We start from the raw sequence: 21,288 nt of genomic DNA, 5'->3' as shown, positions 1-21,288 counted from the left end.
CCTCACAAAAATAATAGAGCTGACTAGTTCGACGAAAGTTTTACTGGTTTATACACAAGTGTAGTGTTTCGCTTCAGGTTGATAATCTGAGCCTACTTCTTTGTATTTAGACGCTGTTACACATGTACAGCAAGCTTGTAAGCTCGGGAAAAGCAAGAAAAATACCCTATTCCCGCTCTCCTAGAACCCCCTCAATAAGCATTCACCTTGCTGGTGAGTTCCTTTGAAATCGTTGGAATTACGAATCTTCTGCCGTTTTTGGGTATATGATTAAATATTTATGTAATGGCTAGTAAATATCAAATCAGTATAAGAAGATAATTTTTAATACAATTTTATTAGTAGTAAATAAGAAGTTGTATAGTATAAGTGTAAATAATATTTTATGTGAATCCACATATTTTCTATTTAAAGAATCAATAATATTTATTAGTACGCCATTGTTCGTGAATAATGAATGTTGTTTTTGGTCTTAGTAATACTTGATTTAGTGTTGGGTGGGCCGTTGGAAAGAGATTAGGTAAATACTATGGTGGGCCAGATAGCTATGCCCTCTCGTTTAAATGGAGCTTCCATTTTCGGGACTGGACGAAAAACACAGTTAGCGATGGGGTATCTCTCTCTCCTCATACTTCCATATGCCGCAACGTACATGCTTGGGATGGATAATAAGGGATGGTACGGGGCAATTCTTGCTCTGATAAACAGCATCGCGATGATGGCGTTTTTCATCCAGTTCCCTCTTGGTAGTCGGATCAAGGCTATCGGGCTCTTTGCCAATATTGATTGGAGTATGACCAGGCACAGACAAGTTGGGAAATGGCTCGGATATATATTCTTCCTCCATCCATTTCTTATTCTTGCTCCGCGATTTTTTGTTTCCTTTGATGTGGGAATGACCAGCGCCTACGAGCTTTTGACAGCCCCTCAATCGCTGACTGGTGTCGTCGCGTGGGGGATCATGGTCCTTTGGATTCTGACATCTATCTTCAAGAATAAGCTACCGATCAAATACGAGACTTGGCGCTTTACCCACATGCTTGGGTTTGTGGTAATCGCGACCCTCGCGACTTTGCACATTACCGGTGTTGGTCGACACGGGCAGTTCCAGCCAATGTTTAACGTCTTGTGGCTTTTCCTGTGCTCAGGTTCTCTTGCAATGGTTGGCTATAATTACTTGCTGAAACCGCGGAAGTTGAAAAGCCGGCCTTTTAAACTAGCCAACATCAAGAAGGTTAGTAGCTCAGACTGGGAGCTTACTCTTGAAAAATCCGATGATGCCAAGTTTGATTTTGAGGCAGGACAGTTCGCATGGATCAACACCAGCGGTAGTGCGCACGGCGTTAACGAACACCCGTTTTCCATTGCCTCCTGTCGGGAGAACCTTCCTTATCTGTCGTTCCTCATTCGTGAACTGGGAGATTACACTTCGAAGCTAGGCGATCTGACCATCGGTCAAGATGTTTACGTCGACGGACCTTATGGAAGCGTTAGTTTGCGGTGCTGCGAAAGAGCCAAAGGTATTGTTCTCATTGCTGGCGGGGCAGGAATTGGGCCGATGCTCGGAATGCTGAGAAAGCTTGCCGCACGGAATGATCAGCGCCCTATTCGCCTCATTTACGGCAATAACCAGTTTGAGCAGATGGTGTGTCAGGACGAAATCACAGCGTTGGAACAGACAATGTCCGACTTCTGTCAGCAACTGGTGTGCGCGCAGGCCACTGAGCAACCAGGGGTCTACCAAGGTTTCATCGACCGTGTGTCGATTCAGCAAAATCTAGAGAGTCACGAGATTGAGGACTGGTGTTTCTATCTGTGCGGACCACAGCCAATGGTGAATGCAGTTTGCGGCCACCTCAAGGGCCTGCAAGTCCGCGATAAGCACGTCAATTTCGAACAGCTCTCCTTTTAGAATGAAACAAGAAAGTCAATTTTATGCCCATCAGTGAAATTTCGGGCTGCATAGGGTGCCAGACCTGCGTTGAGACGTGTCCGACTGACGTTATTCAGATGGATCAGGAAAACAAGAAGGCCTTTATTGCTTACCCAGAAGACTGTCAGATTTGCCATTTGTGCCGTCTGTATTGCCCGGTTGATGCTATTTCTATCAATCCGGAAAAGTCTGTGCCGGTAATGGTTGCGTGGAGATAACGTTATGACGAATAAACTGAATCTTTCACGGCGGCAGCTTTTTGGGGCTGCAGGCGGCATTCTTGGTACGGCGGCCCTTTCCTCACTTCCAACACAAGCTGGTGTTGTGGAACAAAACCCGCGCAAGGCGGCACCAGGTGAGTTTACCGTCGAGCAGCACAAAACGGATGTTTTGATCATCGGTGGGGGCATGGCAGGCTTGTTTGCAGCGGTAAACGCGCATGACAACGGGGCGCATGTTACTATGGTGTCGAAGGGACGCCTAGGCGCCTCGGGCCTGACACCTCACGCGAAGAGATTTTATAGCTTTGACAAAGACAACAGCACGATGAGTGTTGATGACTTTGTGAAGAACATTTCAAAGTCCTCGGTCTATACCAATAACCCAGTGTTCACCCGCCAATTGGCAGAACATTCGGCAGAGCGGATATATGACTTAAAGAAATGGGGCTTCTTCAACTCGCCATTGTACAATGAGAGTTTTATGCGCCCTATAAATGAGCGCGAGATTCCCTTGCACGAAAGGGTGATGATCACTCACCTTTTGAAGGAAAAAGGGCGCGTTGTCGGTGCATCTGGTTTCAGCTTGAATGAAAACAAGGTGATACACTTCCACACCAAAACAACCATCCTTTGCACTGGTGCTGGCGCATTCAAGCCCAATGGTTATCCGATTAGTGACCTTACCCACGATGGTACGATTATGGCGTACAAAATCGGGGCAAAGGTGACTGGTAAGGAGTGGAACGACGGTCGGCTGACAACTGCGGAGGATTCCGGATCCAGCTACGACAACTGGAATGGCCGTACAGAACAAATGCCTTCCGTGATTGCAGAGGATATCACCTACCATCACAGTATGGCGTTGAACTATGAAGCCTACACAAAGGGCGGACCTGTTACGGCGCGTACGCCTGAAAAGATGGAGCATACAAGCGAAGATGACGCGCCTCATGCTCCGGAGGGCTATAGAAGTTTTGACCCAGCGCCCGCCCCTGATGAGACAGGTGGTTTGCTTGGTCTGACTAAGAACATGACCTCGACTGCTCCTGATCCGAACAGGGAACTTGTTGGAGGCTCAACGGCTGGTATGGCCATGCACAAGGCGGAAGGGCTCGTACCGATAGACGAAGCGGGTTTGACGACTCTTCCTGGGCTTTATGCAGCTGGTGATGCGCTCGGCTCCTACATGCAGGGGTGTATTTTTAACCAGATGGGGGCGCCGATAACTGGGTCAGCGGTACAAGGGGCAATTGCGGGCGAAGCAGCAGCTAAGGCCAGTAAAGACGCCAAAGATCTCTTTGCCTCCCACCAGCAGCTCAAACGTGTACAACAAGAAATGCTCGCCCCGCTCGTTCGCGAAAGAGGCTACAGCCCAGCATGGGTCACGCAGGTCTTGCAAGGCGTTATGATTCCGAACTTTGTGCTTTACATGAAGAAAGAACGCATGATGCAAGGTGCTTTGGCTTATGTGGAAGAACTTCGGGACCACCACGTGCCTATGCTTGTGGCAGATGACTTGCATCGCTTGCGTCTGGCTCATGAAACGGAGAACATGATTATAACGGCTGAGATGAAACTCAAGGCTTCAATCATGCGTACCGAAAGTCGTTGCGGTCACTATCGCTTGGATTACCCTGAGGTGGATATTGAGAACTGGCAGGCCTGGATCAATATGTGGCAGGATGAAAAAGGGGGCATGCAGTTTGAAAAGCAAAACTTTGATGCATGGCCAGCTTCCGGTTGATGAATCCATGATTTGATAAACTCGATCCGTGGGGAGCTTTGCGCCTGCCACGGATCCCACCTACCTGCCGCAGGTAGATGTCCGGTTTCAGTTTATGCCTGCGCAAGCCCAGCTCTCTAAAAAAGACACCTGTCGCATGCTCCAGTCTTCTGTTTACTTTACGGCATCCATGTTGTTTACTTAGGTCTCCAGGCGGGTTCTGCGCTCGCTTTTATGAATTTTCAAGTACATCAATTAGATCAGGATACCTCATGATCGGCTATGTTACTTTGGGCACAAACGACCTAACACGCGCCTGTGCATTTTATGATGCCATTTTGGAAAAAATTGGCGCGAAACGACTTTATGAAAATGATAAGCTATTTGCTTGGGGGTTTGGGAAAGACAAACCGTTGATCGTCCTCAACACCCCGTTTGATGGCCATGATGCCAGCTTTGGCAATGGCAGCATGGTGGCGTTACGTGTGCCTGATAAGGAAACTGTAGACGAAATGCACGCGATTGCGCTGGGGTTGGGGGCTGACGATGAAGGAGCTCCTGGGCTGCGCGGTGAATCGTTTTACGGTGCCTATTGCAGAGACCCTGATGGCAACAAGCTAAATTTCCACTGTTAGCCACTATTTGCTTGAGTGAAATTGCGCCAGAAACGGAGGGCACCCCCGCTTCTGGCTTTTCTTCGGCTGGATGCAATACCCAGCAAATTTCATTTGTTACTCGCAGATCTGTGTGGTCTTTAGGTGCGGCTTAGATCAGGAAAGACAGGCATAACCAGATCCATAATGGCGCAGGGACGATACCCCAGATAAATAAAGCGGGTAGGTAGTTGTATATTTTCATATGTCTCTCCGTTAGCCGTCAGATCATTTCGAAAGCATCTGCAAGTGACAGAAGGCAAGCGGTAGAAACCCCGATTATTACGAAGATGCGGATATGCCTGAGAAAGGCCAGCTCTACCTTGTTTTTCTTTCCTAGACCGTAGCTTCTCCCGTCAAGATATGTGCTCGTTATCATCGTCAAGAAGATAACAAACCACGCAACAGCGAGTACTTCAGCTATCAAGACTATGGCTGGTAACATTGATGCACCTCCACTATAAGATATACATTGAATATATCTTTAGCACATAATTTCGACTAAAAGAAATATTTACTTTAGATCTTTTAGCCTTTGAATTTTGAATCGATGGCTTCTATAAATATTGTTTTTTCAATATGTTAAACAGGTTGGATCTGATCAAGCGAATTGAGTTTTCGAAAATTATGATATTATGATACATACAGAATATATCTTTGGAGCCTCTCTATGCGCTTAAATCAGGCAAGTGATTTCGCTTTGCGACTCGTTATGCAGTGTGCCATGCAACCCGAGACCAATCATCGGATCGACCAGGTCGTCCTTCAGCAGGGTTTTTCTAAAGGACATGTGATGAAGTTGGTCAACCAGCTTTCACATGCAGGGATCCTTGAGACGATGCGCGGGCGCGGAGGTGGTTTCAAACTTGGCCGAAATGCGAAAGAAATTACGGTCGGTGATGTAGTACGAGCCGTTGAAAGCGACTTTGCAGTCGTTGAATGCCTGCGGCACCAGAAGCCTGAAGACGTCCAATGCTGCTTTCTTCCATCGTGCCGGCTAAAGCCGTTGATGCACCGTGCGTCAAACGCATTTCTTCAAGTGCTTGACGAAATGACAGTCGAAGCTGCAGTCTCTGGACTCCCTGTTCCGCAAGCGCTTTTAACCGATACAACCCAAAAACTCATGTAACAATCTGCTTGGTGTGGTGGCGCGTGCTACCCTGATAACGAGCCGCCACTGCTTAATACGTTTTGACCATGCTCGCGGTTATGATTTGTATATTGGAGCAGATGGTATCGATGGAGAGATTGCAAAGATCTGAAAGGCGGGTTTAGGCGGGCTTTAGTAGATAGGTATCTGGCTAATGCTCCATATCAACTGTGACCGCCCGTTTGTAATTTTATGCGAGACGAGGTTAGCGCTGACCACTTTTTTTGGGAAAGGGTACCCTGCTTCAAATCTAAGTTCACAGTTAGGGCGCGAACTTTAGGTCAACTGCTTCAAGCCCATAGCTCCGCTCAACCCTTTTGATTTTCTTTACTGCTACAGAGGAGTCGTAGTTTTCTGTAACAATTTCCAAAATCTCGTCCTTATTACTGTCGCACATATTTGCGCCTAGTTAGACAGCTCTCAGCTCATTGTCCTCAAACGGGAGATCATCAAAATCCGAGTTAGCATTCTCACGCGTGGTGATTATTCGATACTCTTTCTCAGTCAGCCAATCGGTGTGCTTAGTAGTAAACATTGCCCTTGCAATTTGTGTTGGAAGAGGCTCAAGCTGCTGAAAAAGCCATCCGACGATGTCATTCAAACTTGCAATTACAGGGGGCTGATCGAGATAATCTACTTCCCAAGCTTGGGTAAATCTCGACTGAGTACAGATTGGAGCTTGAAACTCCAAAGCCACCCCCTTGTGACTTTCCCCGTAATACCCCCACATATTATGCATGAAGGCGGACCGGGTCAGACATAGTATTCTAGAAGATTGAAGCTGTTTAAGAACACCCTCGTTTATCTTATAAAACTTATCGAGATAATTTTTCCCGTCCCAGATTTTTCTAAACTCTTTCCTATATTGTTGCAATGAAATGGTGGAGTTGTTCCAGCGATCTTGAAAAATGCCGAAACCAAGTTCCTCCGGAATAGCTTGAAAGTTCAGCGTTTGATAACAGAGATGTAGTTGATTGGTTATCGCGTCAAACAACTCTTCCTCAGTTGTCTCCGCTGGTAAATTTGTCTGCACATCTGCTATATGGTAATCCCCCCGCTAATTTAGCTTGTTACAGCGATCTTATGCCACCTCCAGATAGTCCTAAGGCGCTTCTTGTGAAGTGATGCTCGTAGATGACATTTTCGCAATTGAAAACAAGAGCTTATCCGTATATTCTCGTTTTGAGAACGGAGTGTTGCGTCATATTAGTTGCAACACCCCGCCTATGTAATGTTTCGCACCAGTCCAACTCTTAAAAGGGGAGCCCGGTATCTATGAGTGAACGACTGGCGGTTGCTACAATGACGCCCATGTAGTTCGCGAGCGCATAGCCAATAACCGCAATCGCAATACCCGGAATGAGGATCTCCCGGTTTTTGAGGGCACCTGCAATGAGGGGAATGAACGGTACGGACATGATGGCAGCACCCGAGGCAATCAGATAGGTATCGCGGTCCACGTTAAACAGTCGGCACAATATTCCCTGAAGCAACATCGATCCGGCAAGGATCAGGGTGAAGTAGCCGCCGAGTGCCCAGTTGATATTGGTGAAAACTGAGATGTCCAGCATGGTGGCCGTGGTCACGCAAAAGACCATAATCAGGTACATTCCCAGATGGAAGCTTGTTGCGATGGCGTGAAGGCGCGGGATCATAGACCCTAGCAAGCCCAATGTCGTGATGCTGAGAATAATAACGATCGGCGCGACTTCCGTGGAGAAGAGCTGAGAAATACCAACTGAAGCGCCAACGATGAGCACAGACGCTACAAGTGACAAAACAGATCCTGGCAACGCAGAGACCTTGAGCAAACGGTTGTAACCACGAGCAGTTTCATCTGCCATTGGGTCCGCATCGTCTGTCACGACCGGTTCCAATGCCTTGCGGCCTTCATAGGGACGCAGAAACAAGCCTGCTAGTTTTTGCCCAAAGAACAAAATCACTAGCAAGTATAAGCCTGAAAAAATGATGTCGTAGGTGACCATGGACAGGAAAATATCGTGATCGCCATTAATGGCGGTCTTGATGGCCCCCATGTTGACGCCGCCACCGGTATAAGCTCCAGCCGCCATACCGGAAACCTGCCAGATTTCATTGATTTGTTCGGAGAAGATGAGAACGCCGACAAAGCTCACCAAGATGACAGAGAATACGGCAGTCGCCATTGCAAGCAGTGCTTCGCGGGCGTCACTCAGTGCCTTTTTAATGTTTGAAGCAAACAGGATCATGGGCAAAGCCAATGCCACGCTGATTTCAGCCAGGCTCGTGCGCGTAGTCATGCCTTCGTCAATATTGCCGAAGATTCCGAATGCCGCGATGACAAAACCAATAGCAAAAGTTAGCTGGACAACGCCAAACCGATCCAGCAAAGGAAATTTTTGCGCCAGCGCAATCATAAACGCTGGGATGATTAACAATATCAGGATAATGAGCATAGTCCCGCCTCTTGTTCCTTATGGGTTTGCCCTAATACAGGCCACCGGTCGACAATGTTGGTGCCATCGAAGGCAGCAATATCGCCAAACTGCAACAAAACCGCTTCGCTCTGCGTGGGTCGGAAAAATACGTAGTCATCTACTTTCAGGTTACTGTCCCTCGGCAACTCGTACATTTCTTGATTACTGGAGCGCCCGAACAAAGAAGAGCATTTCGTCCCGCTTGGGTAGTAGGGTTCAGCCAGCCAGTTGCCGCCATAAAGAAAGCAGGCTTTGTGCGGTACTTGGCCTGTCATGCGCAGGACCTTGGAAAGCCGGGGCAGCATGGGTATTTGTGGCTTGTCGATGACTTTCAAAACCGGTGCTGCAATGAAGGCTGCCGGTTGATGATGCGAGAGCACTTTTCTATCAAAGTCAGTTGGCTGAATGAGTGCAGAGGCCATCGAGATTTCGTTAGCAGGCCCAGCTTGATCGTACAAAGGGTATGTCGTGCTCCCTCCTGTATTGAAATTCATGCCTGCAACGTCTTCTGGTGTAAATTTGGCCTCCACCATCCCACGGAACTGCCGATACCGTGTATGAGCGGCCTCAATGCACTTCTGCTTCCCGCATAAAATTTGCGGTACGTGGGTGATAAAAACATCATAGCCCATCAAGCCACTAAGATGCAGGCAGGAGGAGTTGTGGATGTAGTCCAGCGCCTCACCAAACTCCTTATGGCTCTGATAGGAGAAACCGCCCCGATGCAAACCAATGTCGACTTCCAGGTTGATTTGAAGGTCCAGCCCGAGGGAAAGGGCTATCGTTTCGTAGTCCTTCAGCCGCTCCAAACTATCCACGAGCCAGTGAAGGCTTTTTGCCGGATCGAATGAGTTACCGGCAGGCCTTTGTTGTTCGTAAAACCACTTTACGGCACTTGCTGGCATCGGTTTGCCCAGCAAGATGTCCGCGGAAGGGAAAGTGCGGGTCAGTTCCAGCAGGAACGGAATATGAAAGCACATCAGCCGCTTCGTGCCTGCTTTCTCCATAATATGAGAGAGGAGCGGGGGCGAAGGCAGCGATTTAGTCACGATCCGCAGATTATAGCCGTTTCGAACCACGGACATCGCTGCTTCTGTATTATGGTCCAGCCGTGTGAGGTCCAGAACCAGCGTAGGCTGGCACACACCGTGGGCTCTCAACGCGGCTGTCACATTATGAAAGTACTCGGCCTCTGGCTTTTCCATTGTCGATGTTACCCGTTTAACTTGTGGAACTAGCGCCAAAGTCCTCACCAAAAATGCTGGCAAGGCGTGTGTTAAGGAACTTTCCGGTTGGATCCATGTCTCGGCGCAGTTCTCTGAACTGCGCGAAATTGGGATAGAGTTCGTCCAGGTGTTGCACATCCAGTGAGTGAAACTTGCCCCAGTGAGGCCGTCCGCCATATTTTCGGACGATTGGTTCCACCGCATCATAAAGCGGCATGTAACTTTCACTGTGGAGCGTATGTACTGCGATTGAACACCGGACGCCGTCGTTAAACGGGCTCAACCAAGCATCATCCTGACCAGTAAAGCGAACCTCGATGGGGTAGAAAGACTCCTTACTGCTGTCCATAACAGCGGCCACTTCCCTGACTGCCTTTTGCGCGTTGGCCTCCGGAATATGATATTCCATCTCGTTCATTTTTGTGATGCGAGAGCTGGAGAGAAGCTTCCAGTATTCATCAGTCGTGTCCTCGGCCAGGCCGCTTTCAGGAATGAGCGTGTTCACATATGCCTTGAAAGCGGAGCGCCGCAACCAAGGCGACCAGCCAAGTACATCGCGCAGCTGTTTGAGGGTAAGAATGAAGTCTTCATCCTGGCTTGGTGGCCGCCCCTCAAGTTCTCCCTCGTACAAATCGTGTGTTAGCAGAGCGGAGTACCCGGTGTTGGGAAGAATAAAGAATTCAAAATTCCTGTGAGCCTTTGAGAGCTCGATGAACTGGTCGAGCACATCCTCTGTTTTGAGGAAGTAAATCTTCCGATTCAACGCGTAGGTATCAACCAGTTGCAAGGTATATTGGCTGATCACCCCCAAGGACCCGAGCGAAACACGGCCAGCATCAAACAGCTCTGGGTTTTCATCTCTGGAGACATTAAGGACTTCGCCGTCAGGCCTGATCAATCGGAAGTTTTTGACCGTATTATGCAGGGCGTGCAATGTACGTCCGGTGCCGTGGGTTCCCGTGCTGAAAGACCCAGCAAGTGTTTGTACATCGACATCAGGCAGGTTTGAAAAACCCAAACCTTGCTCTGCCGCTAAACGTGCTGCTTGTCGTAAGCGTGTCCCTGCACCGAATGTGACAGTCTTGTTTTCTTTGTCGACATCATAAAGGCCGGACAGTTGTCCCACATCAATCATCAAGTCTTCAGTAGGCACAATGTCAATGAAGGAGTGCCCGCTGCCCACTGGACGGATTCGACCTTCCCAGTTGGCTATTTTTTCAGCCAGCTCACCTTCTGAGGGTGCAGAGTAAATCTCTTGAGGTGTTGCGGTATAGCGCCCTGACCAGTTGCGCCAACTGCGGCGTCCCGCCGGGGCTTTGGGGGCCGTAGGGGAGTAGTCTGAACGGGTAAAATCTTTACTGCTCCAGTGCGCCTGCATACCGACAGGGACCGCCAAGAGTGCTCCGGCTCCAAGACCAAGCTTCAATAGAGTTCTGCGTGAAAGTTTCATTGGCTGTCCTCCCTACCAGACATGAAAGAAATCAATGCGGTGTATTGTTCATCCGTACAATCGGTGCACAGGCCCATAGCTGGCATGTTGCCAAAGCCCTCTTTTGCGGATTTGAGAAGCCCGCGAGAGCCACGCTCTGAAAACCGCTGGGTCCACCCATTTATGTGACCCGTCAGTGGGGCCTGTGCGTCTGCCACGGAATGGCAAGCCATGCAGGAACGTGCGTAGACTTTTGCAAGTGAGCCATCTGTTGGCATCAAAGTTTCTGCTCTTGAAATATCGGCTTTGGATGGCGCAATAACTGTAGCCTGAACGGCGAAGCCGCCATTCCACCACATGATGCCACCTGTTAAAGCTGCTGCGCACAAAACTAATAGGGCGCTAGCAACCAATACATTCTTTCTCACTCTTCCCTCCCACCGGAATGCGCAAAGTCTGTTACATATGTTTCAACCTGACAGAGATATCGGTGCCCTTGTGAAGCGTTAGAACTCCCCGTCAAATTGCTTAGTTTCGGGCGGCAAAAAATATTATGCCACAATGCTTTAACCCGTTTTTTGAACATCTCCTGTTCAAAAATAGCTTTAGTCAACTGCTTCGTTTTGGCTGAGATAAAGCCGCAGATACTGTTGCATGGCTTTGTTCAGTTCATCGAAATACACAGTCTCATTTTCTGGATCCGTCTGGCGCGCCATCAAATCTTCCAATGTCAGCGCCATCTGGACGCTAATGCGAGCCACCACATCTGCATCCCCGCCGGAAAAACCATCAAGCCCGTTACGCCAGCGCTCTGCCAGGAACTGGGTAAAAGGCTTATGGCGCTCTTCCTGCAATGTCTGCGGGCCGCGACGCGCCATGATCAGCAGGTGCAGTGCGCGGTAAAATGGGTGTTCATTGAGGAAGACCCGGATGACACTCAGTGCTTTATAAAGTTTCTCTTTCCAGTCTTCCGCCGGCGTCCATTCATTCATCACCGCCATGATTTGTGCGTTCAACTGCTCCGTTGCCTGCTCATAAAGCTCGTCCAAAAGATCTTCGATACCAGGAAAATAGCGATAGATAGAGCTAACCGGAATCCCTGCATTCTCGGCGATTAATGTGGTTGAGAGGTCTGCTGGAGGGTGCCGTTCAAGAACTTGCGCTGTGGTCACTAGGATTTCCTGGACGCGCAACAATGCACGGGCCTGCTTGGGAGTGGGCCGTGTTTTCAGTTTATTGCTCGCCAGCGCCTGTAAATCTTGCATTGACGTATATTTCATTTCTTCTCGCCCCAAGAGCTTTCCGACCGCAAGAGAACGGAAAGCCTGATTCTACTTATTTCTACGTATATTACTATGCGGAATGACGAGATGGAATAAAAGAGAATAATTTTCTGAATAAATTTCCGTTTCCTGATTTGAAGCTATAACTCGGCTTTGCTTTTAGAGTTCACTGAAGATCAGGAACCATGTAGATTTGATTTTGGTGGTTTCATCACTGCTCAAGGTGGAGAGACAGACAGCCCTTTTTGCATTGAAATGCCGGTAACGCGATAAACCCGCTCAATCGCTGTCGTGTACTCTCGGTGCAGATCGTCAACGATTTTTGAGAGTGGTTCGATTTGTTTACTGCGACCCAGTCCCTGTCCAGCCGCCCAAATGTCTCGCCATCGCTTCGCAGCATCTTTGCCGGAATAATTACGCGCATGTGAAGGCGAGTTTGGATCTATTCCGGCAGCTTCCAGTGTTGCACGAAGCCAAGAAGCATCTGTTCCGGTAACAACTGAACTGACGATAAGGTCGTCTGCATCTGAATTCACGACCATCTGTTTGTATTCTGGTTGGGCAACGCTTTCAAATGTTGGTAGAAAACGTGTTCCCATATAGACAAGATCAGCTCCGGCTGCGATCGCCCCTGCTATGCCTGCTCCATCGGAAATACCCCCGCCCACCGCAATTCTACCGCTATAGAACTCCCGGATCGCAGAAATGAAGGCGAAAGGTGACAGATGTCCTGTATGACCGCCTGCACCTGCGCTAATACAAGCCAATCCATCGACACCTGCATCCGCCGCCTTGCGCGCAAGCTTCAGGTTCACGACGTCGGCAAAAACCATACCACCATACGATCTGACAGTTTCAATGACTGGTTTTGGCGAGCCAAGTGCGGTTATGACGACAGGAGGTTGATATTTTGCAACCAATTACAATTCCTCCTCAAGCCTAGGATAGGTGGAGTGGGTAATGAGGTTCATAATCCACGGAGCATCACCCGGTTCAATCGAGTTTGAAATCTGCAACATCCAGCTTTCAAGCTCTTGAAGGGTTCTGCAATTGGTTGAGGGGAAAGCCCCGCCAATACCGGATTTGCAGGCAGCAATGACTAGCTCAGGACCAGACACCAAAAACATGGGTGCACAGATCACCGGAAGTCTGAGATGGGGGACTAAGTCATAACTCATTTTCTTTAGCCCTCGTCCATCCGCTTAACAATCATTGCACTGCCAATGCCTTCCGCACCGGAGGCAACAACGAGCCCGTAGCGTCCCTGCACCATGTCCAGTGTATCGAGTAATGTGGACACTAAGATTGCGCCAGAGGCTCCAAGTGGGTGGCCTTTTGCGAGGTGCCCACCACTGGTGTTGACCCGATCTTCAAGGTGCGGGTGGTCACGTAAGAACTTTACGATGGTGACTGCAAATGCCTCCATGAACTCGATGCGGTCCATATCCTCCAAGGATAACTCGCTCTTTGCGAGCACCTGATCCATCGCAGCGAAACCAGCACCCAGTGAAACGGCAGGATCACCACCGACTTCGGCAAATGCAACAATTTGGGCGCGGGGAGGGGCATCAATCGCACCGTAGGTGCCGACCATTGCCAGACCTGCTCCGTCAGTCATAGGCGGGGCGTGTGCTATTGTATGGCGATGGTCAACCTTACGTCCCAAAACCTGAGCGTATTGAGGGGCAAGTGCAGCAAATGCCGGTTGCAGTGCTGCTATGCTTTCATGATCCATTTTCTTTGCGCACTCTTCACGGTTCAAACCATTCACGATGATCCGCGACGCATTTTTCCCATTATCATCACCCAGCAAAGCCTGAGCATGGGACCGCAGCGCGGCAGTGTCCATTTCTGCACGGCTAATATCCAAATCCTCTGCGAGCTTGTCAGCGGCGAGTGCAACCAGCAGATAGCGGTGGCGTTCGGGTAAGGTGGTGTCCACGTAGTAGTGCGCATCATCTGCCATAAATGGCACACACGACATCATTTCTACGCCCCCTGCGAGCACACGGTTTGCTTGCCCTGTCGCGACCATGGAAGAAGCTTGCCCAATTGCAGTGAGTCCAGAGGCACAGAAATTGTTGATGGTCCAGGCGACAGTTTCATCGGGCAGTTTGGCGCGAAATTTGGAAACGAGAGCGATATTGCCACCCTGAGCCCCGACTTGTCCGACGGAGCCCAGCAGTAATGCTTCGGGTTTAAACTGTCCGACCCGGTCTGTGATCGCGTCGCTCAGGGCAGCCACCAGCTCATCGGGCTTTACAGCCGCGAGCCCACCTTCCGGTTTTGCTTTACCACGGGCTGTGCGCACAGCGTCATATATGTATGTTTGCATGGTCTTACCCCGCTCTGCCAACCACGAACGATGCAATCGTGGTCGTAGATCCTCCAATGTTTAAGATGCCTGCGCGCTTTGCTCCCTCAACTTGATAGTCTTCCGCCTGTCCGGTGACCTGTTTGAAACTATCCAACATCATTCGCACACCGGTAGCCCCAACGGGATGTCCCAGACCAATCAGCCCTCCAGAGGGGTTGATCGGGAGTCGTCCGTCAAAAGCGATTGTGCCATTTTCAATCGCTTTCCAGCTTTCGCCCGGACTGGTTATGCCAAAGCTGTCGATGGCGGCGTATTCTGTCATTGCAAAGCAGTCATGAGTCTCAATCGTGTCCAGTGCAAAAGGACTGTCGATACCTGCGCGAGCAAAGCATTCCAGTATTGTCTGATTGACCTGCGGCAGGACAAAGCGCGTATTTTGCCCTTCCTCCAGCTTATCTGCAAAACGCATGGTTGCAGTGCGGTGCCCCCAACCTTCGATCTGCGCATAATCACTGGGTGTCCTGCCCTGTTTTTTTGCGTGTGCGCGCATAAAGCGATCCGATGCCAAAAACACGGTCACGGCCCCATCAGTCACTTGCCCACAATCATTGCGTCGCACATGGCCTTCAATCACTGGGTTGGTGTCATCGTTCTCGGTGAAACTCTCAGTATTGAACTGCCACTTGCGTGTTTGAGCGTTTGGATTACGCCGGGCATTCTCGTAGTTTATTCGGGCAATTTCCCCAAGGTGGGTATAGTCTACTGGGTGGCCATATTTTTCGCTGTAGGCTTCATTTAAATCTGAAAAAGCACGGGGCCACAGGTAGGTGGCATCGCTCCATTCCTCGCCTGCATATGCAGCGCAGCCCAGATACTCTGCGGCTGTTTGCCCAGGAACGTTGCGCATGTACTCGAGGCCAAGAACGCAAATTAAATCGTAGCGCCCCGCCTCGATATCGGCCATCGCGGATAGGAGAGCCATCGACCCTGAGGCGCATGCTGCTTCGTGCCGCGTGGAAGGGACGCCCGATAGCTCTGGAGCAAGCGCCGCGAAGAGGCCGCCCAGTTGACCTTGCGCACAAAAAAGTTCTGCGGTGAAGTTACTCAAGTGTGCTTTTTCGATTTGGTTTGCTTCAAGTCCAGTAGCCTCAAGTCCATCAATGAGGACGGAGCGCATCATGTCTTCAAGGCCCAATCCCTCGCGGGACCAGTTGCGGGCGAAATCCGTCTGGGCACCACCCAGTACATACACGGCAGATTGGCTCATGGTAGGCCTCTTGTTGCTGAGGTGGTCCGCCCCGATCACAGAGACCGGAGCGGTACGGGTTTAGTTTGTGATGTCGTCTGAAACCTTTACCCAGCCCAAACCATCGACTTTCCAGACAGAGGCGACTTCTGGAGATATGTGCCCGTTCGTCATCGTGAGTTCTGGACTGCCAAAAATGTCTTGATACTTGGAGCCTTCGAACGCTGTGTTGAAGCTTTCGACTGTAAGGTTGGGCCCAGCAGCTTCTAAAGCCTGCACCAGCCAGTCGGTCATCAAATAGGCGATGGCAGCATTTTCCGCAGGTACTCCGGGGTTTGCTTCATTGAACTTTGCCAGCCAGGTTTGCGCCGCTGCGCTGTCATTGCCAGTGCCGGGAATATTCCACTGCCCGACGCCGTAGAGACCATCCATTGCGCTTTTTCCGAGCAGGGGCACAACCTGACTGCGCCCTGGAATGGTTGTAATAACATCCACACCCCAGCCTACTTTGCGGATGCTGCTATAGGCTCCGATGGTTTCACGGATCACGGTGCCCAGCACCACCAAGTCAACATCTGCTGCTTTCAGCTTCGCAATTTGGGCCGAGAAGTCGACATCTCCGGGTTTGTAACCAGCACTTTCAACCAAGGTTAGCCCATTGGATTTAAGAGCCTCATCAACCCCGGCAAGCACGAGCTTTCCGAAAGCGTCGTCCTGATAAAGCACACCGATACGCTTAAAGCCTTTGTCTTTGATGATCCAATCCACGCCAGCACCAGTGGCCCACGCGTAGTCCTCTACATATGTGAAACTTCCTTCAGTGCCTTTTGGGTGAAAGATTGCAGGTACACCTGACCATGGAAAAACGTGGGGGACACCGAACTTCTGCGCAAAAGCATAGCCAGCGGCGGAGGTTCCAGTGCCAAAGGGACTGAAAATCAGAAAGGCCTGATCCTTGGTTACCATTTTTTGTACGGCACGTACGGCCTGTTTGGGTTGGTATGCGTTGTCTTCTATGAGCAGCCGCAGCTTACGGCCGTGGATGCCTCCGGCCTCATTTATCTCTTGGAGGCGTGTTTGTATGCCTGCCACAAGAGGGGGCATAGCTGCAGCGACTGGGCCAGACAGATCCAGATGCGTTCCGATAATGATCTCGTCCTCTGAGACACCGCGGGTGTCACTCAGGGCTGTCGTTGTTGTGCCAAGTGCCAGCGTACATGCGACGAAAACCTTTTTAAAAGCGTTGAACGTCATGCTTCCCTCCCTTTCAAGCATGTGAATACATCTCTTCAATCTGCGTTGAGTACTTCTTCTCAATTTGAGTACGTTTGAGTTTTAGCGTTGGTGTCAGCTCGTCATCTTCTGCGTCCAGATCGACATCGATAATTTTGAAATCCTTGACCTGTTCGACGCGTGATACGGTACTGTTCACCTGTGCAATCTCGCTGCGCACCAGCTCTTCGACGGCTGTTTGACGACACAAGTTTTTGTAGTCGGTAAATGAGATCCCATTGTCGCGCGCAAAGCGGGAAACAGTTTCCTGATCGATCATCACGAGGCAAGTGATGAATTTTCGTCCCTCTCCAACCAACATAGCGTCAACGACATATGGCGAAGCTTTGATCTTGCCTTCGATTTTGGAAGGGGCAATATTCTTTCCGCCTGATGTGATGAGAAGGTCTTTGATCCGCCCAATAATCTGGATATTGCCAGCCTCATCAATGCGCGCCTGATCGCCGGTGTTCAGCCAGCCATCTGGAGTAATGGCTTCAGCGGTTTTCTCCCGGTCGCCGTAATATCCGCAAAAGACTTGGGGTCCGCGTACTTGAAGCTCATTGTTGCTGCCAATTCGAACCTCGCCGACCTCTATTGGTGGGCCACAAAACTGGTGGGTCCCATCTCGATTTATGTGGGTCACGGCTCCGGTTGTCTCGGTCATGCCAAACAGTTCGTAAAGCGGTATGCCAAGGCTCAAGTACCAATCCACGAGTTCTTCAGAAGCTGCAGCAGCTCCGGTGATCCCCAGACGAAGCTCTGAAAGCCCCATGACTCTCAGAACATTGTTCAGCACAGTCTTTTTTAGAACCCAGCGCATGAGCGGGGTTGCACCGTTTGATATCCGGCGGCGGGCGGCCTGATAGGCATAGGCACTTAAAGGGCGGACTTCGGCAATGGCGAGATTAATCTGCGCACTTAGTTTCTCATAGATGCGGGGCGGAGCGAACAGGACAGTTGGCTTCACCTCACGCATATTCTCACCGAGCGCTTCCATGCTTTCGGCAAAATGAACGACAGCCCCGGTGGCGAGCGGTGTCATGCCAGAAAACTGTCGTTCTGCAATATGACAAAGCGGCAGATAGCAGATAACACGATCGCGAAAGCTCAGTTCGTAATGGCTCATCCACGCATTGGTTTGTACCAGTATGTTGCGATGAGAGATCATCGCCGCCTTAGGTGCACCGGTTGTTCCTGATGTGAAAATAAGGATGGCGATTTTGTCGATTGTCAGCTCGTCGATCATCTGATCAGGAATGTCTGGTTCGCTTTCTAGTGCGGTTCTCCCAAGTTTGAGAAATTCGTCCCAACTCACACACAAGGGATGGTCTAGATCCTGGAGGCCATCCATATCAAACAGGATGATTTTTTTCAGTTTTGCCAGTACGCGGGCGTCCATTGCCAGCACTTTGTCGAGCAACTCACCTCCCTCAACAAAAAGAATTTCAGACCCGCTTTTTTCAATCTGGTAGGCAATCTGCTCTGTTGAGGAGGTGGTGTATATTCCATTTGATAGGAGGCCACACATTATGGCAGCGAAATCGGCTATCAACCACTCAGGCCGGTTTTCAGAAAGGATTGCAGCACCTGTTCCGGGCGTCAGGCCCAAAAAATTGCAAGCGGTGGCTGCTTCGCAAATGAGTGTATAATATGCATCCCAGCTCAACGGCTGCCAAAGCCCCAGCACCTTGTGGTACATGGCAACGCGGCCACGCCAATCAACTGCTCGTTGGCGCAAAAGGTGAATGACTGAAGGAGAGTCAGCAAGGTCTAGCGCCATTTCTTTTTTCTCCTGAACCGTTTTTGATCCATGGTCACGTTTGTCGATCCCAGAAAACTCTCTTGCAGAACCTCTTTCGTTGCCATTTCTTCCGCAGGGCCGAGCAATACGACCCGGCCCAGCTCCAGCACGTATGCAAAATGGGCAACTGATAGTGCGACTGAGGCATTTTGTTCGGCGACAAGAACCGTTAGTCCGGTTTCGTCATTGATACGCGCAAGTATTTGGTAGATTTCGTGAACGTATTTTGGGCTGAGACCCAGTGAAGGCTCATCCAGCATCAGCATATCGGGTGCAGCCATGAGTGCTCTTGCGATGGCAAGCATCTGTTGTTCGCCCCCAGACATCATTCCAGCACGCTGCTCAAAACGTTGTTCAAGTCTTGGGAAATAAGCCAGTACACGAGCGAGATTACGCTCTTCGTGCGCTCGTGCATCCTTACGAAAGGCGCCCAATCGAAGGTTATCGCGAACGCTCATTTCAGGGAATACTTGTCGGCCCTCTGGCGCCAATACCAAACCACGCGAGGCGACTTGATCAGCGCTCAGCATCTCGATGCGCTCACCAAGAAACTCAATATGCCCAAAGCGAGCTTCCAACAGACCGGAAAGAGTATTGAGCAGGGTTGACTTGCCTGCGCCATTGGCACCGATTACTGCCGTGACAGTACCCTTACAGATGTCAACACTCACCCCTCGCAATGCAGGAACAGGGCCGTAGAAGCTCTCAAGATTCTTTGCTGATAAAATAGTCATTACACCATCTCCGAACCCAGATAGCACTCGATGACATCCGCGTTTGACTGCACCTCTGGCGCGCTACCTTTCGCGAGTATCCGGCCTTCATTCATAGCGATAACATGGTCCGCGACACGCGACACCAAACCCATATCATGCTCAATCATCAAAATGCCGATGCCTCGATTTTTTGCCAGATCACGCAAAAAATATCCCAGATCGAGTGTCTCTTCCCGAGTTAAGCCGGAGGCAGGTTCGTCGAGGATAAGAAAGCTTGGTGCAGAACAAAGAGCGCGGCCCAACTCGACCTGTTTTCGAATGCCATAAGAAAGGCCAGAGACTGCTTTGTCCCGCCACGACACGAGATCCAGGTAGTGCAAGATTTTTTCGGCGGCGAGCCGGGCGTTTACTGCTTCTGCCCGCGCAGAGGGAAGGTTAAAGAGTTCCGCGCATAGCGTGACCTTGCGGTGACGATAAAAACCCAACTGAATGTTGTCGAGAACGCTTGCATGTTCAAAGAGCTCTATGTTTTGAAAGGTCCGCGCAATGCCAAGCTCTGCGATGCGGTTGGCGGCAAGTCCAGTGATCGTTTTATCGCCTAGCCAGACAGTACCTGCCGTGGGTTTGCGCAGACCGGTGATCGCGTTGATTACCGTTGTTTTGCCCGCGCCATTAGGTCCAATGATCGCCAGGATCTCAGACTGTTTTGCATCCAGTGAGACGGTGTCCACCGCTTTCAGCCCACCAAAATACTGTTTTAACCCGGCCACTCGTAACTTCATCATCACACCCGCTCGGATTTCATGTAGGTACGGGTTTTTGCAAATGTGGCTTTACGGTCGAGCGGAAATGTCAGCAACCAGTTCTCGATCTTCTTCCAGCGACCATAAAGACCCAGAGGTTCGAACAGGACGAAGCCAATGAGAACCGCGCCATAAATCACTAAATCCGGCCCTGGTTGGTAGCGAATACTGACAGGTAAAAGTGCTTTAATTTGACTGATCAACTCAGGCATCCAGCCAATCACAACCGCCCCTATAAGGGCCCCGGTGATGCTCCCCAATCCACCGATGACCGCAGCTAAAACGATTTGAAGCGAGAGCATCATGTTGAATGCTTCTGGAGTGATAAAGAAGATTTGATGGGACATGAGGGCGCCGCCAAACCCCGTAACGGCACCTGACAGGGCAAAGGCAACTGATTTTGTCTTAAGAACATTGATCCCAAGGGATGCAGCTGCTTGCTCACTATCGCGCAGTCCAATGAGTGCACGGCCCGAAAGCGAGCGCATCAAGTTAGCCGCAAGAATAATAACAGATACCAGCGCAGAAAGCGTTAGGTAGTAATAGTTTATGCTGGAAGCGAAACTTGTCCCGAAGATAATAGGATCAGGTACCAGGATCCCTTCATATCCGCCTGTCAGGGTTTCCCATGACCCCAGTATGTGCTCAACGGCTAGTGCAAAGATCAATGTCGAAATGGCAAGGTAGAGCCCGGAAAGGCGCAGCGAAATCACCGCAAGCATAACGCCTAAAAGAGCGCAAACTGCAATGGCTGAGAAAATTGAAATAAGAAACGGGACACCAGCACCCAACAATATGGCATGAGTGTAGGCGCCAACGCCAACAAAGGCAGCGTGCCCAAGCCCAACGAGCCCTGCCATACCTGCTGAAATCATATAGCCAATGATTATGATCCCGAGCACGAATATGGCACTGGACTCGGTGATGTAGAATTCAGAAATAACAAGGGGTGAGAAAAGAGCGGTACCGAATGCAATGGCGTAAAAAAGACCGGAAAGTGGTCGCCTTATCAATCGGATATCATCATTGTAACTGGTTTTGAAATCGAAATACATG

20 protein-coding genes are annotated in these 21,288 nt (G+C 50.1%); 5 read left to right on the top strand and 15 right to left on the bottom strand.

What is annotated here, in order from left to right:
* The first annotated feature begins 547 nt into the window (after window positions 1-547).
* The 5 genes from BMZ51_RS17930 to BMZ51_RS17905 all read left to right on the top strand — a co-directional run bounded on the left by BMZ51_RS17930 (window position 548) and on the right by BMZ51_RS17905 (window position 5,659).
* On the top strand, window positions 548-1,912 hold the full coding sequence (locus BMZ51_RS17930; protein WP_161941209.1) for a ferredoxin reductase family protein: 1,365 nt from the start codon (window positions 548-550) through the stop codon (window positions 1,910-1,912).
* 23 nt (window positions 1,913-1,935) lie between these two features.
* Window positions 1,936-2,151, top strand: coding sequence for a 4Fe-4S dicluster domain-containing protein (locus tag BMZ51_RS17925; protein WP_074882215.1), 216 nt, complete (start codon window positions 1,936-1,938; stop codon window positions 2,149-2,151).
* Between the two features lie 4 nt (window positions 2,152-2,155).
* The gene (locus BMZ51_RS17920; protein WP_068004795.1) at window positions 2,156-3,898 is read left to right on the top strand and encodes an FAD-dependent oxidoreductase; all 1,743 of its coding nucleotides are present in this window, start codon (window positions 2,156-2,158) and stop codon (window positions 3,896-3,898) included.
* Between the two features lie 251 nt (window positions 3,899-4,149).
* The gene (locus BMZ51_RS17915) at window positions 4,150-4,512 is read left to right on the top strand and encodes a VOC family protein (RefSeq protein WP_068004796.1); all 363 of its coding nucleotides are present in this window, start codon (window positions 4,150-4,152) and stop codon (window positions 4,510-4,512) included.
* A 688-nt stretch (window positions 4,513-5,200) separates the two neighbouring features.
* Window positions 5,201-5,659 (top strand): RrF2 family transcriptional regulator, encoded by a 459-nt coding sequence (locus BMZ51_RS17905; RefSeq protein ID WP_074882213.1) that lies wholly within the window; start codon window positions 5,201-5,203, stop codon window positions 5,657-5,659.
* 430 nt (window positions 5,660-6,089) lie between these two features.
* Here the strand turns inward: BMZ51_RS17905 and BMZ51_RS17900 are convergent, their stop codons facing one another.
* The 15 genes from BMZ51_RS17900 to BMZ51_RS17835 form a co-directional block, all read right to left on the bottom strand.
* Entirely contained in the window at window positions 6,090-6,713 is a 624-nt protein-coding gene (locus BMZ51_RS17900) for a DUF2971 domain-containing protein (RefSeq protein WP_068004799.1), read from the bottom strand.
* Window positions 6,714-6,933: 220 nt separating this feature from the next.
* Window positions 6,934-8,115 (bottom strand): DUF819 family protein, encoded by a 1,182-nt coding sequence (locus BMZ51_RS17895; protein WP_068004801.1) that lies wholly within the window; start codon window positions 8,113-8,115, stop codon window positions 6,934-6,936.
* Window positions 8,100-9,341, bottom strand: a complete 1,242-nt coding sequence (locus BMZ51_RS17890; protein ID WP_068004802.1) for an alanine racemase — start codon at window positions 9,339-9,341, stop codon at window positions 8,100-8,102. The genes BMZ51_RS17895 and BMZ51_RS17890 overlap by 16 nt, the downstream gene beginning before the upstream one ends.
* Before the next feature lie 16 nt (window positions 9,342-9,357).
* Entirely contained in the window at window positions 9,358-10,812 is a 1,455-nt protein-coding gene (locus BMZ51_RS17885; RefSeq protein ID WP_068004804.1) for a D-arabinono-1,4-lactone oxidase, read from the bottom strand.
* Window positions 10,809-11,219: a c-type cytochrome gene (locus BMZ51_RS17880; protein ID WP_208979565.1), complete on the bottom strand. Its 411-nt coding sequence runs from the start codon at window positions 11,217-11,219 to the stop codon at window positions 10,809-10,811. Before BMZ51_RS17880 ends, BMZ51_RS17885 begins: the two co-directional genes overlap by 4 nt.
* A gap of 177 nt (window positions 11,220-11,396) precedes the next feature.
* Complete coding sequence (locus BMZ51_RS17875) at window positions 11,397-12,071, bottom strand: TetR/AcrR family transcriptional regulator (protein WP_082825594.1); 675 nt, start codon at window positions 12,069-12,071, stop codon at window positions 11,397-11,399.
* 221 nt (window positions 12,072-12,292) lie between these two features.
* Window positions 12,293-12,994 (bottom strand): NAD(P)H-dependent flavin oxidoreductase, encoded by a 702-nt coding sequence (locus BMZ51_RS17870; protein WP_203416147.1) that lies wholly within the window; start codon window positions 12,992-12,994, stop codon window positions 12,293-12,295.
* Window positions 12,995-13,252: a nitronate monooxygenase family protein gene (locus BMZ51_RS24355; protein ID WP_203416149.1), complete on the bottom strand. Its 258-nt coding sequence runs from the start codon at window positions 13,250-13,252 to the stop codon at window positions 12,995-12,997.
* A gap of 5 nt (window positions 13,253-13,257) precedes the next feature.
* Window positions 13,258-14,409, bottom strand: coding sequence for a thiolase family protein (locus BMZ51_RS17865; RefSeq protein WP_068004809.1), 1,152 nt, complete (start codon window positions 14,407-14,409; stop codon window positions 13,258-13,260).
* A gap of 4 nt (window positions 14,410-14,413) precedes the next feature.
* Window positions 14,414-15,658 carry an acetyl-CoA acetyltransferase gene (locus tag BMZ51_RS17860; RefSeq protein WP_068004810.1) on the bottom strand — a complete coding sequence of 415 codons (1,245 nt, stop codon included), beginning with the start codon at window positions 15,656-15,658 and terminating at the stop codon, window positions 14,414-14,416.
* Between the two features lie 60 nt (window positions 15,659-15,718).
* Window positions 15,719-16,891: an ABC transporter substrate-binding protein gene (locus BMZ51_RS17855; RefSeq protein WP_161941210.1), complete on the bottom strand. Its 1,173-nt coding sequence runs from the start codon at window positions 16,889-16,891 to the stop codon at window positions 15,719-15,721.
* Between the two features lie 13 nt (window positions 16,892-16,904).
* A complete protein-coding gene (locus BMZ51_RS17850) occupies window positions 16,905-18,692 on the bottom strand; it encodes an AMP-dependent synthetase/ligase (RefSeq protein WP_068004813.1) in 1,788 nt (595 codons plus the stop codon).
* A complete protein-coding gene (locus BMZ51_RS17845; protein ID WP_068004814.1) occupies window positions 18,683-19,447 on the bottom strand; it encodes an ABC transporter ATP-binding protein in 765 nt (254 codons plus the stop codon). The genes BMZ51_RS17850 and BMZ51_RS17845 overlap by 10 nt, the downstream gene beginning before the upstream one ends.
* The gene (locus BMZ51_RS17840) at window positions 19,447-20,214 is read right to left on the bottom strand and encodes an ABC transporter ATP-binding protein (RefSeq protein ID WP_068004816.1); all 768 of its coding nucleotides are present in this window, start codon (window positions 20,212-20,214) and stop codon (window positions 19,447-19,449) included. Before BMZ51_RS17840 ends, BMZ51_RS17845 begins: the two co-directional genes overlap by 1 nt.
* Complete coding sequence (locus BMZ51_RS17835; protein ID WP_068004817.1) at window positions 20,214-21,287, bottom strand: branched-chain amino acid ABC transporter permease; 1,074 nt, start codon at window positions 21,285-21,287, stop codon at window positions 20,214-20,216. Before BMZ51_RS17835 ends, BMZ51_RS17840 begins: the two co-directional genes overlap by 1 nt.
* Window position 21,288 lies beyond the last annotated feature (1 nt).

It is taken from the genome of Pseudovibrio axinellae, from assembly GCF_900110875.1.
Taxonomy (GTDB): Bacteria; Pseudomonadota; Alphaproteobacteria; order Rhizobiales; family Stappiaceae; genus Pseudovibrio; species Pseudovibrio axinellae.
The sequence above is the reverse complement of the archived record's forward strand: the minus strand, read 5'-3'. Positions and strand labels throughout refer to the sequence as shown.

Excerpts from the sequence above, each read along its gene's own strand:
- BMZ51_RS17840 (WP_068004816.1), bottom strand. The coding sequence starts at position 20,214 with ATGATGAAGTTACGAGTGGCCGGGTTAAAACAGTATTTTGGTGGGCTG.
- BMZ51_RS17885 (WP_068004804.1), bottom strand. The coding sequence starts at position 10,812 with ATGAAACTTTCACGCAGAACTCTATTGAAGCTTGGTCTTGGAGCCGGA.
- BMZ51_RS17835 (WP_068004817.1), bottom strand. The coding sequence starts at position 21,287 with ATGTATTTCGATTTCAAAACCAGTTACAATGATGATATCCGATTGATA.
- BMZ51_RS17915 (WP_068004796.1), top strand. The coding sequence starts at position 4,150 with ATGATCGGCTATGTTACTTTGGGCACAAACGACCTAACACGCGCCTGT.
- BMZ51_RS17860 (WP_068004810.1), bottom strand. The coding sequence starts at position 15,658 with ATGAGCCAATCTGCCGTGTATGTACTGGGTGGTGCCCAGACGGATTTC.
- BMZ51_RS17875 (WP_082825594.1), bottom strand. The coding sequence starts at position 12,071 with ATGAAATATACGTCAATGCAAGATTTACAGGCGCTGGCGAGCAATAAA.
- BMZ51_RS17855 (WP_161941210.1), bottom strand. The coding sequence starts at position 16,891 with ATGACGTTCAACGCTTTTAAAAAGGTTTTCGTCGCATGTACGCTGGCA.
- BMZ51_RS17850 (WP_068004813.1), bottom strand. The coding sequence starts at position 18,692 with ATGGCGCTAGACCTTGCTGACTCTCCTTCAGTCATTCACCTTTTGCGC.
- BMZ51_RS17895 (WP_068004801.1), bottom strand. The coding sequence starts at position 8,115 with ATGCTCATTATCCTGATATTGTTAATCATCCCAGCGTTTATGATTGCG.
- BMZ51_RS17865 (WP_068004809.1), bottom strand. The coding sequence starts at position 14,409 with ATGCAAACATACATATATGACGCTGTGCGCACAGCCCGTGGTAAAGCA.
- BMZ51_RS17925 (WP_074882215.1), top strand. The coding sequence starts at position 1,936 with ATGCCCATCAGTGAAATTTCGGGCTGCATAGGGTGCCAGACCTGCGTT.
- BMZ51_RS17905 (WP_074882213.1), top strand. The coding sequence starts at position 5,201 with ATGCGCTTAAATCAGGCAAGTGATTTCGCTTTGCGACTCGTTATGCAG.
- BMZ51_RS24355 (WP_203416149.1), bottom strand. The coding sequence starts at position 13,252 with ATGAGTTATGACTTAGTCCCCCATCTCAGACTTCCGGTGATCTGTGCA.
- BMZ51_RS17845 (WP_068004814.1), bottom strand. The coding sequence starts at position 19,447 with ATGACTATTTTATCAGCAAAGAATCTTGAGAGCTTCTACGGCCCTGTT.
- BMZ51_RS17920 (WP_068004795.1), top strand. The coding sequence starts at position 2,156 with ATGACGAATAAACTGAATCTTTCACGGCGGCAGCTTTTTGGGGCTGCA.
- BMZ51_RS17890 (WP_068004802.1), bottom strand. The coding sequence starts at position 9,341 with ATGGAAAAGCCAGAGGCCGAGTACTTTCATAATGTGACAGCCGCGTTG.
- BMZ51_RS17930 (WP_161941209.1), top strand. The coding sequence starts at position 548 with ATGCCCTCTCGTTTAAATGGAGCTTCCATTTTCGGGACTGGACGAAAA.